This window comes from Streptomyces sp. B3I8, from assembly GCF_030816915.1.
Taxonomy (GTDB): Bacteria; Actinomycetota; Actinomycetes; order Streptomycetales; family Streptomycetaceae; genus Streptomyces.
In genome coordinates this window covers 754,214-769,165 of record NZ_JAUSYN010000002.1, presented here as the reverse complement: position 1 = coordinate 769,165, position 14,952 = coordinate 754,214, and the positions used below count along the sequence as shown (strand labels likewise).

At 73.3% G+C, this 14,952-nt stretch carries 9 protein-coding genes and 1 pseudogene; 3 read left to right on the top strand and 7 right to left on the bottom strand.

All coding sequences use genetic code 11. The features are described from left to right. Nucleotides 1-19: 19 nt before the first annotated feature. On the bottom strand, nt 20-1,753 hold the full coding sequence (locus QFZ64_RS05655) for a SpoIIE family protein phosphatase (RefSeq protein ID WP_307062952.1): 1,734 nt from the start codon (nt 1,751-1,753) through the stop codon (nt 20-22). A 550-nt stretch (nt 1,754-2,303) separates the two neighbouring features. Here QFZ64_RS05655 and QFZ64_RS05650 point away from each other — a divergent pair. Both QFZ64_RS05650 and QFZ64_RS05645 read left to right on the top strand, forming a co-directional pair. Next, nucleotides 2,304-3,867: pseudogene (locus tag QFZ64_RS05650) on the top strand (NAD(P)-binding domain-containing protein). Then, nucleotides 3,860-5,308 carry a class I adenylate-forming enzyme family protein gene (locus tag QFZ64_RS05645; RefSeq protein WP_307062950.1) on the top strand — a complete coding sequence of 483 codons (1,449 nt, stop codon included), beginning with the start codon at nt 3,860-3,862 and terminating at the stop codon, nt 5,306-5,308. The pseudogene QFZ64_RS05650 and the gene QFZ64_RS05645 overlap by 8 nt, the downstream one beginning before the upstream one ends. Nucleotides 5,309-5,378: 70 nt before the next feature. Here QFZ64_RS05645 and QFZ64_RS05640 read toward each other — a convergent pair whose 3' ends face one another. Genes QFZ64_RS05640 through QFZ64_RS05625 form a run of 4 tightly spaced genes read right to left on the bottom strand, consistent with a single transcriptional unit; the run spans nt 5,379 to nt 11,101 of the window. After that, a complete protein-coding gene (locus tag QFZ64_RS05640) occupies nt 5,379-6,983 on the bottom strand; it encodes an MFS transporter (protein ID WP_307062949.1) in 1,605 nt (534 codons plus the stop codon). 52 nt (nt 6,984-7,035) lie between these two features. Next, nucleotides 7,036-8,400 carry a cytochrome P450 gene (locus QFZ64_RS05635; protein ID WP_307062947.1) on the bottom strand — a complete coding sequence of 455 codons (1,365 nt, stop codon included), beginning with the start codon at nt 8,398-8,400 and terminating at the stop codon, nt 7,036-7,038. Further along, a complete protein-coding gene (locus QFZ64_RS05630; protein WP_307062945.1) occupies nt 8,397-9,467 on the bottom strand; it encodes an alpha-hydroxy acid oxidase in 1,071 nt (356 codons plus the stop codon). The genes QFZ64_RS05635 and QFZ64_RS05630 overlap by 4 nt, the downstream gene beginning before the upstream one ends. Beyond that, nucleotides 9,464-11,101: an NAD(P)-binding domain-containing protein gene (locus QFZ64_RS05625; RefSeq protein ID WP_307062944.1), complete on the bottom strand. Its 1,638-nt coding sequence runs from the start codon at nt 11,099-11,101 to the stop codon at nt 9,464-9,466. The genes QFZ64_RS05630 and QFZ64_RS05625 overlap by 4 nt, the downstream gene beginning before the upstream one ends. A 62-nt stretch (nt 11,102-11,163) precedes the next feature. Here QFZ64_RS05625 and QFZ64_RS05620 point away from each other — a divergent pair, with 62 nt between their 5' ends. Beyond that, nucleotides 11,164-12,678, top strand: a complete 1,515-nt coding sequence (locus QFZ64_RS05620; RefSeq protein ID WP_307062942.1) for an aromatic amino acid ammonia-lyase — start codon at nt 11,164-11,166, stop codon at nt 12,676-12,678. Here QFZ64_RS05620 and QFZ64_RS05615 read toward each other — a convergent pair. Next, nucleotides 12,584-13,855: a HAMP domain-containing sensor histidine kinase gene (locus QFZ64_RS05615; protein WP_307062941.1), complete on the bottom strand. Its 1,272-nt coding sequence runs from the start codon at nt 13,853-13,855 to the stop codon at nt 12,584-12,586. The genes QFZ64_RS05620 and QFZ64_RS05615 overlap by 95 nt on opposite strands. 56 nt (nt 13,856-13,911) lie before the next feature. After that, nucleotides 13,912-14,583, bottom strand: coding sequence for a response regulator transcription factor (locus tag QFZ64_RS05610; RefSeq protein WP_307071588.1), 672 nt, complete (start codon nt 14,581-14,583; stop codon nt 13,912-13,914). Between the last annotated feature and the right edge of the window lie 369 nt (nt 14,584-14,952).

Below are 14,952 nucleotides of genomic sequence, written 5' to 3'. Positions count from 1 at the left end.
CGGTACGTCGTCGCCGAGGCTATGCCGCCGTGTGGAAGGGGGTGCGCAGCGCGAGCATGGCGACGTCGTCGTCGTTGTCGTCGGGGCGTACCCGTTCCAGCAGGGCGTCGCAGAAGGAGTCCAGGTTGCGGTGGGCGAGGGAGGCCGCGTGACGGTACAGGCGGCTGAGCCCGTGGTCGATGGAGTGATGGGGTGATTCGACCAGCCCGTCGGTGTAGAACAGCAGCGTGGACCGGGGCGGCAGGACGGTGACGGAGTCGGGGCGGGGTCTGACGACCTCTGTCCCGAGCAGCATGCCGTGGGCGCCGTCGAGGTACTCGGCCTGACCGTCGTGGGTGATGAGCAGGGGCGGCGGGTGGCCGGCGTTCGTCCAGTGCAGGCGCCACAGCGCGTCGTCACCGCGGGTGAGCCTGGCGAGGATCATGGTCACCATGGGGACCTCGGCTATGTGCATCACGGCCTCGTCGAGCTGGGTGACGACGGCGCTGGGTGCGGCCGCCGGCCGGGACCAGACGAAGGCGCGCAGCATGTTGCGGACCTGCGCCATGCCGGCCGCGGCGTCGAGGTCGTGGCCGACGACGTCGCCGATGGCCAGTGCGTGGGTGCCGTCGCCGAGTGTGAAGGCGTCGTACCAGTCGCCGCCCACGGACGAGGCATCCGGGGACGGCAGGTACCGCGCGGTCATCTCCAGTCCGCGCACGGTGGGGAGCTGGGGCAGCAGATGGCGCTGCATGGTCTCGGCGACCTTGCGCTGACGCTGGTACAGGCGCGCGTTGTCCAGGGCCAGGCCGGTGCGGCGGGTGAGATCTTCCAGCAACGGCAGGTCCGCGAGGGTGAAGGGCTCACGGTGCCGCGCGCGGCCCAGGGTGAGGGCGCCGAGCACGTCGCGCAGACCCCGGATCGGTGCGATGGCGGCGGAGTGCATGCCCGTCGCGGTGAACAGGCGCTGCTGTTCGACCGCGATGCCGGAATCGGGCGCGCCCTGGTAGGTGGAGGGGCCGGCCAGCGAGGAGGCGGTGCCGCGCAGCGCACGCGACAGCGGCATCGGGGACTCCTCCGGCACGGGAGGCATGGGGCCCTGCAGGTCGTCCCGTTCGACGAGGACCCCGTCCTTGTGCTCCACGACCAGGGCCCGTCGCACCTCGTCGCGTTCGGTGAGCAGGTCGAAGACCGCCCAGTCCGCCAGCCGGGGGATGGTGAGGGCCGCCAGCCGGTGCAGCGCCTCGTCCACGTCCAGGGTCGAGGTGAGCTGCGTGGTCGTCTCCGCGAGCAGGGCCAGCCGGTCGAGTTCGGTCAGTCGTGTGGAGTGGACGTCCTCGCCGGGGAGGGATTCGCCCGGCTGCGGCGGCTCGTACAGCAGTACGAGGGCGCCGGCCGTCTCCGGGGCCGACGTGTAGGGCGTGACCAGCCAGCACGACTGGAACAGGGTGCCGTCCCCCCGGGCGAACCACTCGGCGTCGCCGTGCCGGGTGTCCTTGCCGAGGACCGCGTTCCTCAGCCGGCAGCGGAGGCGGGGTACGGCGTTGCCGTGCTCGTCACGGTGCAGCAGGTCGTGGAAGTCCTTCCCGACGAGCTCCTCCAGCCGCCGGTCCAGCGTCCTGAGAGCCGGCTCGTTGGCCGCGACGACGAGGCCTGCCTGATCGAGGACGAGGGCAGCCGTGCCCACCCCCTCCAGCGTCGCGTCGAGAGGCGCACCGAGCCGTGCCCGTTGCCCGGGAGGGTTCCCCGAGCCGGCAGCGGCGGTGTCGTTCATGTCTCTCCTCGGTCCGAAACGCAAGTCCAGCTACCCCGCCTGGAGCATTCCATGGCAGACGGCCCGCGGTCACGCACACGTGCGCGAAACCATGTGGACTCGCACGACGCCGCACGACGGCGCACGACGGCGCACGACTGCGACGGCTTGCGGAGCCGCCTCACGCCGACACGGGCATCGTCACGGCCTCCGGCAGCCCGTGCACGGTGTCGTCGCGGCGTCGTCGCCGCGCCGCCGCTCGCCGGTGCCGCAGGTCGTTCCGGACCGCCCGCTCTCCCGCGCACAGTGGTGGCCGTTCTCACAGCCCTCCACCGTGAAGGCTCGCAGACGCCGAGGAGCGTGTGCAACCGGAGCGCCCGGAACCCCGCGGGTACGGCGGGCAGGCGGCGGGCAGGCGGCGGACCGCCGGCCCGGGGGAGCGAGGATCGGGGCCCGGGGCCCGAAGTCGGGTGCCGAAACCGGGCGAGCGGCCGCCGGGGCGCTCCGGGCGCGCCCCGGGACGCCGCCGAATCTCAAAGGCCTCTGATTTCGCCTCGCTAGCGTCCGGCCCATGGTGCGCGACTATCTCATCGTCGGGGCCGGACCGGCCGGACTTCAACTCGCCTCACTGCTGGAACGCGACGGGCGCGACTACGTCGTCCTGGAGCGGGGGAGCGGGCCGGGGACGTTCTTCACCCGGTACCCCCGCCATCGGCAACTGATATCGACCAACAAGGTGAACACGGGCTTCACGGACCCGGAGCTCAAGCTGCGCATGGACTGGAACTCGCTGCTCAGCGACGACCCGGAGCTGCTGTTCACCCGGTACACCGAGCGCTACTTCCCGCCGGCGGACGACTTCGTGCGCTATTTGACCGACTTCGCCGCACGTACCGGCGTACGCGTCGAGTACGGGACGGAGGTGGTCCGGGTCTCCCGCACGGACGGCGTCTTCACCGTGCACGACGGCGGCGGACGGACCTGGCGGGCCAGACGCCTCGTCATGGCCACCGGCATCTCCCGGCTCTACGAGCCGGACATCCCGGGCTTCGAACTCGCCGAGCGGTACGACACCTTCGACCCGGATCCCGCCTCCTTCACCAACCAGCGAGTGCTCGTCATCGGCAAGGGGAACTCCGCGTTCGAGACCGCGGACGGCCTCATCGAGAAGGCCGCGGTCATCCATCTGGCCGGACCGCACTCGGTCAAGCTCGCGTGGAAGACCCACTACCTCGGCCATCTGCGCGCGGTGAACAACAACTTCCTGGACACCTACCAGCTCAAGTCCCAGAACGCGGTGCTCGACGGCACCGTGGAGAGCATCGAGAAGGCCGACGGCGGCGGCTTCCGGGTGATGCTCCGCTACGCCCGGACCTCGGAACCGCTGCGCGAGCTGTACTACGACCGGATCATCGCGTGCACCGGCTTCCGCTTCGACGCCTCCGTCTTCGACGAGGACTGCCGCCCCGCCCTCGTCATCAAGGACCGCTTCCCGGAGCAGACCTCGTCCTTCGAATCCGTCAACGTGCCGGACCTCTACTTCACCGGCACGCTGATGCAGCAGCGGGACTTCAAGAAGTCGACCAACGGCTTCATCCACGGCTTCCGCTACGCGACCCGCGCCCTGCACCGCATCCTGGGCGCCCGCCACCTCGACACCCCCTGGCCGGCGCGGGAGTTGGAGGCGACACCGGAGGCGATCGCCGACGCCGTCATCGCCCGGGTCAACCGTTCCTCGGACCTGTGGCAGCAGTTCGCGTTCCTCGGTGACGTGGTCGGTGTGGACGGCGTAGGGGGCGTGGACGGCGACCGGGCCGTGTACCAGGAAGAGGTTCCGCTCGACTACGTCGTCGACGGGTCCCTCGGGACCGCCGCGCACCGGTTCGTCGTCGACCTGGAGTACGGGCTCGACCACGACCAGGCCGACCCCCTTCGACGTGGGCGTCCCGCGCGTCCTGGAGAACGACGTCGAGCACGCCATGGACTCCACGTATCTCCACCCCGTCGTCCGGCACTACCGGGACGGCGTGCTCGCGGGGACCCACCACCTGGCGGAGAACCTGGAGAACGAGTGGAACCTGCCGGCCGTCCACCGGCAGCCGCTCATCGCCTTTGTGAGGGAGAGCCTTGGCTGAGCAGTTCCCCGGCCCCGTGCTGGACCTCCTCGACGCGGCGGGCGGACGCACGGTGTTCGAGCACGGCGGCGAGGAGGTCTCGGGGGCCCGGCTCCTCGGCATGGTGCGGCGCGCGGTGCGCGGCCTGGGCAAACACGGGGTCGGACCCGGGGACGGCGTCGCCATGCTGCTGGGGGTCGGGCCCGGGGCGTTCGCCGCGATCATCGCCGCCCATGTCGTCGGGGCCCGTGTGGTCGGCGTGCGCCCCGGTCTCACGGGACCGCAGCGGGAGCATCTGCTGCGGGACGTCGCCGTGCGGGTCACCGACCGCTTCGACGACTCCGCCGCCCACGGGGCCGGGCTCGTCCTCGCGCTCGACGACCTGCTGTCGGCGCCCGACGGCGGCGAGCGGCCGCGGGTGCGGGCACGGCCCGGGGACGTCGCCCGGCTCCTGCACACCAGCGGCAGCACCGGCCTCCCCAAGGCGTGCGTCCAGACCTACGCGGCGATGACCGCGGGCTGGGCCCACCGCCCGGAGGCCTGGCCGCCCGCCGTGCGCGAACTCGCCGGGCGCCTGGACCGGTTCCTGGTGTTCGGCACCCTGGCCAGCCAGGTGATGATGGAGTACGGGCTGCTGGCGCTCGCCGCCGGCGGCACCCTCGTCACCGCCGACCCGCCGGTCCTCCCCGACGCCCTGGTGCGGTACCGGGCGACCGCGAGCGTCATCACGGTCGCCCGGCTGACGAAACTCGTGGCGTCGCAGCGCGCCTCGCCCGTGGACCTCGGCAGCCTGCGGGCGCTGATGGTGTCGGGTTCACCGCTGGAGCCGGGGCGGCTGCGGGAGGCCGCCGAGGTGCTCGGCCCGGTCGTCTTCCATGGCTACGGACAGACCGAGACCGGCATGATCTCCATGGCCACCCCGGACGAGCCGGCGGGCTCCCTCGGCCTGCCGCCCGTCGATCTGGAGATCCGCGACCGCTCCGGCCGCCCGGTCCCGCCCGGCACCGACGGCGAGCTGTTCGTCCGCACCCCGGCCCAGGGCTCCGGCTACTGGCGGGAACCGGACCTCAGCGCGGAGGTGTTCACCGACGGGTGGGTGCGCACCCGCGACCTCGGCCGTCTCGACGCGTCGGGACGACTGTGGCTCACGGGGCGCGTCCGCGACGTGGTCATCGTCAACGCCAACGTGTACTACGCCGGGCCCGTCGAGCGGCGGCTCGCCGCCCATCGCTCGGTGGCCGAGGCGTACGTGGTCGCCGTGCCCGACGACAGCACCGGCGAGGCCGTCCACGCCTTCGTGGTGCCCGCCGCCGGCCGCCTCCCGGACCTCGGCGAGCTGCGCGCGTGGGTGACGGCCGAGCTGGGCGGGGCCTGCGCGCCGACCCGGCTCACCCTCCTCGACGAGGTACCGCTCACCGCCGCCGGGAAGCCCGACAAGCGCCGCCTCGCGGTGGGGAGTTAGCGGGCCGGACCGTCGAGCGCCAACGGGCCGCATCGACGGGGCCGGGCCTACGGGCCGGATCGCCGAGGAGTCAGCGGGCCGGATCCGGGTCGCCTCCCGGCGCGTCCTCCTTCTCCGGTGTGCGCGATGCCGGCGCGGGCGCCTTGGTGGCGGGGACGCCCGCGCCGTGCACGAGGGCGTCGAGTTCGGCGTCCAGCCGGACGGTGGTGTCCCCGGGGCCGGCGGCGGCGGACCGGGGGTCGCTGCCGCGGAGGGCGACGGCGATCCCCGCCAGAGCCACGGGGAGCGCGACGAGGACCGCGGCGGTGCGCATGCCTCCCGGCGCGGAGAGGATCAGCGCGACCAGAGGGGGACCGAAGGCCCCGCCGGACTTCCCGACCGCCGCGGCCCAGCCGCCCGCCGTCCCCCGGATGGCCAGGGGGTAGATCTCGGCCGTGTAGGGGCCGATGAGCGCGATGACCCCGGCGGTTCCGGCGAACAGCAGCATCACGGCCGTCAGCAGGACGGGCCGGCCGCCGTTCATCCCGACGAGGGCCAGCAGGAGCAGGGCGGTGACGGTGAGCGCCGCGTAGACGACCATGGTGCCCTTCGCCGACCAGCGCATGTACAGCCACGCGGCCACCACACAGGTGGGGATCGACAACAGCGACGAGATGAACAGCAGGGTGGCGGCGGACATGCCGTGGGGGTGCGAGGACTCCAACTGGCTGGGCAGGAAGGTGATGAAGCCCCAGTAGACGAGGCCCCACGCCAGCGCGTAGCCGCCGACGACCAGAGTCTTCACCCGGTGGGGGCGCTTGAACAGGGTGGAGGCGGGCACGCGTCGGGTCCGCGCACGCTGGGCGGCGAAGGCGGCCGACTCCGGTATCCACCGGTTCAGCCCGATCAGGACGAGGACCAACGGGAGCTGGGCGAACCAGGCGATGCGCCACCCGGTGAGCGGGATGAGCACCGCGGCAAGACCGGCGGCGGTCATGTAGCCGCCGGTGGTGGTGAGTCCGGCCTGGAGCACCATGATGGCGGCGCGCCGGCCGGGCGGCAGGCTCTCGGTCATCAGCGCGTAGACGACGGGCAGCATGCCGCCGGCCGCCATCCCCATCAGCGCGCACATCACGAGGACGCCGGCGAAGGTCGGCATGGCGCCGCACACCGTCGTGCCGAGGAACAGCAGGGACGCGATGAGGATCGTGGCCCGGCGCCCGACGCGGTCCGCGGCGCGGCCCCCGAGGAGCGAGCCCAGTACCGTCCCGCTGAGCGCCACCGTGGGCAGCCACGCGATCCCGGAGGCGCCCAGGTGGAACTCGGCGCGCATGCCGGGCTGGATGAAGGCCAGGGTGGCGGGTTTCATCTGGTCCACCATCAGCGCGAAGCTCAGCACGCCGATGAGGCGGTGCCGGTCCCTCCGGGACGTCGCGGCCGGCGCGGGGGCCGCCGAGGGACCCGTCCCGGGAGGCTGCACCACCGAGAACCCGGAGACCAGCACGCCCGCGACGATGGCGGCCATGGCGGCCCACATCGTCCATGACGTCCCCATCATGGCCATGTGGTAGTCCATGGACGCGGAGTCGACGAACATCCACACGTGCTGGCCCACGCCGGCGCACGTGAGGGCGACGCCGGTCCAGAACATCAGGGGCCGGGGGATCAGCGCGGCCGGCCGCGCGGGAATCGTCACGTCTCCACTCCTCGAGCGGTCGGAACGGACACGGGCCCGGGCTCCGCGGGTGTCATCCCCTGCCTCCTTCCGCGGCGTGGACGACCGGGCAGCCGCCGGTCCGCCGCTCGTCGAAGTACCGGCCGGCCGGGCGCAGTCGGCGGGCGTGCAGCACCATGACCGTGCCGAGCACCAACTGCCGTACGCCCCGGGTGACGTCCTCCACACCGTCCCGCAGCCGGACGAAGGTCCGCAGCGCGCGCACCCGGCGGGACGCGGGGGGCAGACCGTGCGGGATCAGCAGGCAGGGCGCCCGGTGCGGAATGGAACGGGTGTGCGAGGCCGTGGAGTCGAGCCGGAACCGGCCGAGCACCTCGCGGACCGCCGCGCGCAGCACGAGCGGTGAGAGCCGCCAGGCCGGACAGGGCCGGTTCCTCGCCACGCCGTACGGGATGTGGTGCGCGTCCCTGGCGGCCAGAGCCGTCCAGCGGTCCGGGTCGAACACGTCGGGCCGGTCGTATCCGGTGGCGTGGTAGTCGGGGTAGCTGAAGCACACCACGGTGTCGGCCGGCAGTACCGTCTCGTCGTCGAGGGGGATCTCACCGGTGGTGACGCGGTGGGCGATGCCGAACAGCGGGTACCGGCGCATCGTCTCGTCGAGGACGTGCGTCAGGTACCGGTCGTCCTCGGGGGCCGCCGCCAGGCGCCCCTGTACCCGGGGGTGGTGGGCGAGGGCGAGCAGGACGTGCGCGGTCGCCTCGGAGAGCTGCACGACCGCCGTGTTGAAGAAGGTGCCCTGCAGATAGTGCACCTGCTCCGCCGGCGACAGGGAGGCCGGGAGGCGGTACGGCACGTCACCGGCCGCGACCCGCTCCCGCAGGTACTCCGTCAGCCGGGCCCGGCGCCGCGGGTGGCGCAGACCGGTGCACTTCAGGGCGGTGACCACGTCGTCGGCGTGCGCGACGATCAACTCCCGGGCACGCGGTGGGCACGGCTCCCGGAAGACCAGCTCGTAGGCGAACTCCGCCCACGCGGGCATCACCAGGTCCCGCAGCCGGACGAGACCGACGCGGTCGTCCGGCAGCGTGTCCAGCACGCCGGCGACCGCGCGGGCGGCCGCCGCGGTGAGCTCCTCGGAGCTTCCGGCGACGATGCGCCGCGTCGTCGCGGCCACGTCCTCGTAGCGCTCGCCGGGCTCCAGGTGCTCCTGGTGCACCTCGGGCCCCGGCGCCAGCCAGTACCAGAACAGGTCGGAGAGCCCCGCCCCCTCGCTGCGCCCGTTCGCCGCCGGGTGGGCGTAGACCCGCTCGAACACCTCAGGGCCGTGCGTGGCGTTGGGCAGCGTCACCGCACGGTCGCCGTTCACCTTCTCGAAGATGCGTACGCGCAGCGCCACCACGGCGCGCGGCAGCCACCACGTCTCCGTACCGCCGCTCATCGTGCCCCGCCCTCCCGCACCACCATGTCGGCGGTCAGATCGGCGTTCCGGCGGCCGCCGCACAGGGCGAGCGTGTGGTCGTACTCGTCCCGCAGTGTCGCCAGCACCCGCCGCACCCCCGCCTCGCCCTCGGCGGCCAGGCCCCACACCACGGGGCGGCCGACGCCGACGGCGCGCGCACCCAGGGCCAGTGCCACCGCCACGTCGCTGCCCCGGCGCACCCCTCCGTCGAGCAGGACCGGCACCCGGCCCGCGACCGCGTCGGCGACCGCGGGCAGACGGTCCACTGCCGCCGGGACCGCGTCGCTCTGGCGGCCGCCGTGGTTGGACACGATCACCCCGGCCGCGCCGTGCCCGACGGCCAGCCGCGCGTCGTCCGGGTGCAGCACCCCCTTGACCAGCACGGGCAGCGCGGCACCGCGCACGATCTCCGCGAGGTCCGGCCAGCCGGCCTCGGGCGACATGGGGATGTCGGTGAGGCCTCCCGGCGGGGAGCCGGGCAGATCGCGCATGTTCTCCGCGGCGTAGCCCGGCGGCAGGTCGGTGAACCCGTTGCGCAGGTCCCGGACGTGCCGGCCGAACACCGGCGAGTCGACGGTGACCACCAGGGCCGTGCAGCCCGCGTCCTCGGCACGCCGGACGAGGGCCGCGGTGACCTCCCGGCGGGGATGCGGATAGAGCTGGAACCACACGGCCGGGTCCGGGGCCGCCTCGCGCGCCGCGCCGACGACGTCGGCGACCGCGGTCGTCGCGGCCGCCCCCGTCACCAGGACGGCACCCTCGGCCGCGGCGGCGCGGGCCGTGGCCCGCTCGCCGCCCGGGTGCACCAGCCGGTGGAAGGCGGTGGGCGCGACGAGCACCGGTGCCGTACGCGGGGCGCCCGGCAGGTCGACGGCGGTGTCCCGGGTCGCGCTGCCGCGCAGCACCCGCGGCAGCAGCGCGTACCGTTCGAACGCCTGCTCGTTGCCGGTGAGGACGCGCTCCTCGCCCGCGCCGCCCGCCACGTAGTCGTAGACGACAGGGTCCAGCGTCCTTTGTGCCCTCTCGTGCAGTTCGCGCAGCGTCACGGCGCCACCGGGGCGGCGGCGCTCGGGGTGGCGGTGTGCGCGGCGGTGGTGGTCGGGGTGACGGCGCTCCGGTGCGTGGTGAGGAACGTTGTGAGCGGGGCGCGGTGGAACTCCTCGCTGTCCCACTCGTTCTCCAGGTTCTCGGTCAGGTGGTGGTCGGCGACGAACTCGCCGTCCCGGTACCAGCGCACGACCGGATGCAGATAGCGGCCGTCCAGCCCCGACGTGTCCTGTTGCGATTTGCGGCTCGCCGAGACGTCGAACGGGTCGATCCGGTCGTGGCCCTCCCCGTACTCCAGGGTGATCACCGCGTGGGCGGCCACCTCGCCGAAGTCTCCGGCGCGCACGGCTCCCGGTACATGGGCGACGGGCACCTCCTCGGCGTAGCGCAGGGTGCCGTCCGGGCCGAGGAGCAGCAGATCGCCGAGGACGGCGAACTGCTGCCACAGCGCGGAGGACCGGTTGACCCGGGTGATCACGGCGTCGACGGCCCGCTCGGTGGCGTCCCCGAGCTCGGTCGTCGGCCAGGGCACGCCGTCGTGACGCTGCCGCAGCCCGCGGTGCAGCGCCCGCACCGTGTAGCGGAAGCCGTGGATGAAGCCGGTGGTGGCCTTCCCGAAGTCGCGGCCCTGCATCAGCGTCCCCGCGAAGTACAGGCCGGGCACGTTGACCGACTCGCCGAGCGGCGTCAGCGCCGGGAAGCGGTCGTCGACGATCACGTCCGGCGTGCAGGTCTCGTCGAAGACCGAGCGGTCGAAACGGAACCCGGTCGCCACGATCACCCGGTCGTAGCGGATCTCCTTGACCACCTCGTCGACCCGCTCGAAGGAGACCCGCACGTGGTAGCCGTCCGATCGCTTCTCGATGGAGACGACCCGGCCGTCCAGGAGGGCGTTCTGCGACTTGAGCTGGTAGCTGTCCAGGAAGTTGTTGTAGACCGCGCGCAGATGCCCCACGTAGTGCGTCCGCCAGGCCATCTTCAGCGAGCCCGAGCCGACCATGTGGATGACCGCCGCGTGCTCCATCAGGTTCTCGGCCGTCTCGAAGGCGGAGTTGCCCCGGCCGATGAGGAGAACCCGCTGATCGGTGAAGTTCTCCGGATCGGTGTCGATCGTGTCGTACCGCTCGGCCAGTTCGACGCCCGGGACCGACGGCAGGTTCGGCACGGGCATCCCGGTGGCGACCACCAGGTGCCGGGCCCGCCACGCCGTGCCCGAGCCGTCGGTGACGGTGAAGCCCCCGGCGCCGCGGGAGACCTTCTCGACGGCGGTGTCGTACCGTACGCGCACCCCGGTGCGGGAGGCGAAGTCCGTCAGATAGCGCACCAGGTCGTCGGCCGGCGGGAAGTAGCGGGGGCTGTACCGGGTGAACACCAGCTCCGGATCGTCGCTCAGCAGGGAGTTCCAGTCCATCCGCAGCCGCAGCTCCGGATCGTCGTACCCCGTGTGCACCTTGTTGTTCGAGATCAGGTACCGGTGCCGGGGGAACCGGGTGAAGAACGTACCCGGACCACTGCCACGCTCCAGAACGACGTAGTCCGCGCCGTCCCGTTCCAGGAGGGCGGCGAGTTGCAGCCCGGCGGGCCCCGCGCCGATGATCAGGTAGTCGTGAGTCGTCAGGTAGTCATGGGTCATGTTCCGGAAGCTAGCCAGCGGTTTTCAGAACGCTCTGAGATTCACCGCCTACGTTTCGTCACGTGCTCACCACCACGAACACCGTCTCCCTCACCGGCCCCCCGGACTCCGCCGTCCTGCGCCGCGCGGCGGACCCGCTCACCGTCACCGTGGACGACGGGGCCCGCTCGCGTCTGGACCGCGGCCGCCGCTTCTTCCACGGCCTGCGGCACGGCGGCGACGGCGAGGCCCCCCGCATCTACGGCGCCACCACCGGGTTCGGCGCCCTCGTGGGGTACGCCGGCCGGCCCGACGAAGCCGACCAGTGCGACAACACTTTGGCCCACCTCGGGGCCGGCCAGGGGCCCGACCTGCCGCACGAGATCTGCCGTGCCGCCCTCCTGCTGCGCACCTGGTCCCTCGCCCAGGGCGTCTCCGGCGTGTCCGCCGAGGTCGTCGACCGGCTCGCCGCGATGTTCGCCACGACCTTCTCGCCCGCCGTTCCGCGCTACGGCTCCGTCGGGGCGAGCGGTGACCTCATCCCGCTCGCCTACGCCACCCAGGCACTGCGCGGCCGGGGACACGCCTACCTGGACGGCCGCCGCATGCCGGCCGACGAGGCACTGACCGCCGCCGGGCTGCGCCCGCTGGCCCTGAACGGCCGCGACGCGCTCGCCCTCGTCAACGGCACCTCCGTCACCACCGCGGCCACGGCCCTGGCCCGCGACGCCGTGCGCGCGGCGCACCGGTCACTGGCCGCCCTCACCTGTCTGCTGGCCGACCTCCTCGGCTGCGACCCCGGCTTCCTCGACGCGGACCTGCTGCGCGTCTACGGCCATCCGGGCGCGGTCGCCGTCGGCGCCCGGATGCGGGGCACGCTCACCGGCCTCACCCCGTCCGGCACCCGGCCGCTGCAGGAGCCGTACAGCATCCGTTGCGCCCCGCAGCTGCTCGGCGCCGCAGAGGACGCGCTGCGTTACGTCGACGGCGTGGTCGCCGCGGATCTCGGCGGCATCAGCGACAACCCGCTGTTCTTCCCCGACGACGGGACGGAGCAGGGAAAGGTGGTGCACGGCGGCAACTTCTTCGGCCAGCCCGCCGCGTTCGCGGCCGACCTGCTCGCCTCGGTCACCGCCCAGCTGGGCAACCTCGCCGAACGCCAGCTCGACCTGCTGACGGACCCGGCACGCAACGGCGGGCTGCCGCCGATGCTCGCCACGGCGCCGGGTCTGCAGCACGGCCTCCAGGGCGTGCAGCTCGCCGGCACCGCGTTCGTGGCGGAGATCCGCCGGAACGCGACACCGGCGAGCATGCAGAGCCTGCCGACGAACCTGCACAACCAGGACGTCGTACCGTTCGGCACCCAGGCCGCCCTGCGCTCCTACGACATGGCGGAGCTGCTCGGCCTGCTGTGCGGGTCGCTCGCGCTCGGTCTGCGCCAGGCGGTCCACGTCGGCGCCCGCCGCCCCACCGCGCCACGGTGCGCGGACCTCCTCGACGCGCTCATCGAGGAGATTCCCCCGGTCGAGCCGGACCGCCCGCTGGACGCGGACGTCCGCGCCGCGGCCCGGCTGCTCGCCACACGTGCACTGCCGTGACCGCACGCGCCGGGACCGGGACGGCGGGTACGTACTCGGGCAGCCGGATGGTGAACCGGGCGCCGTGGCCCGGGCGGCCGGTGGCGGCGACCGTGCCCCGGTGGCTCGTGACGACCTCGCGCAGCAGTGCGAGCCCCAGCCCGTACCGTCCGCCGTCGCCGCTGCCCCGGTGGAACCGCTGGAACAACTGGTCGACCGCGGCGGGGTCGAAGCCGGGCCCGGTGTCCGTGACGGTCAGTCCGACCACGCCGCCGGAGCGCGACAGGCCCACCTCGACCCGCCCCCCTGCCGGGGTGTGGCTGATCGCGTTGGACAGCAACTCGCCGACGGCGCGGCGCAGCGCGGACTCGATGCCGGCGACGACGAGGGGGTGCGGCGGGCCGTCCACGGCGACGGTGAGACGACGGGACCGCGCCCGGTCCGACTCCTCGGCCACCACCGACCGGGCCAGCGCGACCAGGTCGACCGGCCGGCGTTCCGCCGGGCGAGCCGGATCCGCCGCGAGGCTCGCGGACAGCAGCAGGTCGTCGAGCACCTCGCCGAGTCGGCCGGCCGAGTCGGCCAGCCGGATCAGATCGGCGCGGTGCGGGCCCGGCAACCGCTGGGCGGCGGCCTGGCGGGCCAGCACCTGGGCCCGCGTGTACACCTGGGTGATCGGTGTGCGCAGCTCGTGGCTGGCGTCCGTGACGAAGCGTTCCTGCCGGGTGAGGGCCTCCACCAGCGGGGCCACCGCCCGCCGGCCGAGGACCGCGCCGGTGACGGCGGCGGCGAACAGCCCCACCAGCTCCGCGACGGCCAGCGCGAACCACAGATGGCCGCGGTCGGCCAGCTGGAAACGCATGTCGAACGCCGCCTGTACGACGGTCCCGTCCGTCCGGACCTGCGTACGCACCACGTAGACCGTGCCGTTGCGCCGCACCGTGCGTTCCACGGCCTCGTGGCTCCCGCGCACCCGGTCCACGTCGGCGCGCGAGGGGAAGCCGGGTGGGGCGTCGGCCTGCGGTGTCACGCCGGGCGCGTACAGCCAGGTGCACGCCGGAGGGCTGGTCAGGTCGCCGTACTCGGCGCTGTAACGCACCTCGCGCCACACCTGGCCGTTCTGCGCGCGCACCATCACCGTGTACGCGACGCCGCCGACGACCGTGACCAGCAGGGTGATGATCGCCCCGGTGATCACGGCGATCCGTAACCGGGCCCGCCGCACCGCCGCACACTCGGCGGGCGACGACGGTCTCACAGCGCCCCCAGCCGGTAACCGGAGCCGCGAACCGTGCGCACGACCTTGCGGCCGAGCTTGCGGCGCAGGTAGTAGACGTACGTGTCGACGATCGACGACGCCGGCGCCTCCTGGAACACCAGCCGGCGAAGCTGTGCCCGCGAGAACACGGCGTCGGGGTGGGAGGCGAGCACCCAGAGCAGGGCGAACTCCCGGGCAGCCAGCGCTATCCGCTCGCCGCCGGCCAACTCCACTTCCCGGCGGCCGACGAACAGACGCCCCGAGCCGATGCTGAGGACGTCCGCGCTGTCGAGCGCCCGACGGCACAACGCCCTTAATCTGGCGCTCAGTTCGTCGAGGTCGAACGGTTTGACCAGATAGTCGTCGGCGCCGGCGTCCAGCCCGTCGATCCGGTCGTTCACCGCTCCCATCCCGGTCAGCATCAGCACCGGGGTACGGACCGCGCGGGATCTCAGCCGGCCGAGCAGGTCCAGGCCGTCGAGCGCCGGCAGGCGCCGGTCGACGACGAGGACGTCGTACTCCCGGGAGAGGCCGAGATGCAGGCCCCGTTGACCGTCGGTCGCGACATCGACCGCGTACCCCTCGTCGCGCAGTGTGCCGGAGAGCATGTCGGCCAGCTCCCGGTCGTCCTCGACCAACAGCAGCCGTCGAGGATCCCGCGCCTTCACTTGAGTCACAGTGCCACTCCCCTCGCCCCTGCCCGCAACCCCTGTCAACGCCCCTGTACGGGAAGGGGTTCCCGGGCGGAGGAGGAGACGGCCGGGAGTAGTGGTTCCGGTTCTCGCGGTGGTGGGTGAGGCCGGGTGAGGAGGACGAGTCGTTCTCGGCACAATGGCCGTCATGTCGCGATTCTCCGCGTACCCCGCCCTGGACCGCGCGCCGTCGGCGACGAGGTGCCACACGGGCTCCACGGTGCCGGGGGACGTCGGGAGCAGCCGGCAGGCGCCGGAACCCGCTGGTCCGACGCACGGGGAACCGCCTCGATGAGAGCGGGGCGGTCCCGCAGGGCGCCTTCGCGGCGTACCGGGCGGCCGGAC